The 1,116-nt window shown below is 51.4% G+C and carries 1 protein-coding gene and 1 pseudogene; both read right to left on the minus strand.

Features of this window, described 5'->3' with window-relative positions:
• Positions 1-353: glucuronate isomerase (locus tag R7Z47_RS24065; protein WP_318130669.1), on the minus strand; the 353-nt coding region annotated here is incomplete at its 3' end.
• Positions 354-365: 12 nt separating this feature from the next.
• Positions 366-1,116, minus strand: a pseudogene (locus tag R7Z47_RS24070) (fructuronate reductase); the annotation flags it as partial.

The following is a 1,116-nucleotide window of genomic DNA, read 5'->3' on the forward strand; positions in this document are numbered from 1 at the left end:
AGCGTATTGGTAATGCCGAATGGGCGACGCAGTTCTAGGTGCGTCCAGTGGTAAAGCGGGTTGCCCAAGGTTTGAGGAACCGTCTTCGCCCACGCCATGTATTTGTCGTAATCGCTCGCGTCACCCGTAATCAAACGTTCTTCAATGCCTGCCGAGCGCATGCCACGCCATTTGTAGTGATCGCCTTCAAGCCAGATCTGACCCAAATTATCGAACTGACGATTTTGCGCCACTTCCGCTGGGTTTAGGTGGCAGTGGTAATCATAAATTGGCTGGTGGAACGCATGTTCATGGTACAAGCGACGTGCCGTTTCGTTTGAGAGTAAAAAGTCTTCACACAAGAAATTCTTCATCGTTAACTCCTATTACAACGCAGCGACAGTGGCACGAGCACCGTTATCGATTAGCGATTGGTAAGCACTGCTCACCGCATCAATCACTTGTGGGTTTTGACCAAGCTCTGCAGGGAAGATGGCTTCAACCGCAAGCAACGCAGGCACAACAGAAACGTTCAAGCCGTGTTGGTCGCAAATCTGACGTAGTGTCTCTGCCATTGGATCGCGAACATCAATGTCGTTGCCTTGCTCGTCCACGCCGGATACGTAGCGCATCCAACCTGCAATCGCCGTTGCCAACCATGAGAAGTTAGAGCCTTGAGCAAGGTGGAATCGTAAGCTGCCACCCATGCGTTGTGGGATCTTCTGGCTGCCGTCCATCGCGATTTGCCATGTTTTGTGTTTCAAACTTGGGTTAGTGAAGCGTTCAATAAGCAGCTTGGCGTAGCCTTCTAAATCGGTGCCTTCTGGCATGATCAGCGAAGGAGCTTGTGCTTGCATCATCATGTCGAATGCCGCTTTGCGGTAGCCTTCATCTGTCATGGTGTCAGAGATGTGCGCGTAACCGCCAAGGTAGCCTAGGTAGGCTAGGAACGAGTGGCTACCATTTAGCATGCGCAGCTTCATTTCTTCGTAAGGCACAACGTCGGCAACAAATTCTGCGCCAGCCACGTTCCAATCTGGACGACCAGCTACGAAGTTGTCCTCGATAACCCATTGACGGAAAGGTTCACAAGCGATGCCACATGGATCTTCACAGCCAAGCAGATCGGCGATTTCG

It is taken from the genome of Vibrio sp. 1641 (assembly GCF_033339995.1).
Lineage (GTDB): Bacteria > Pseudomonadota > Gammaproteobacteria > Enterobacterales > Vibrionaceae > Vibrio > Vibrio alginolyticus.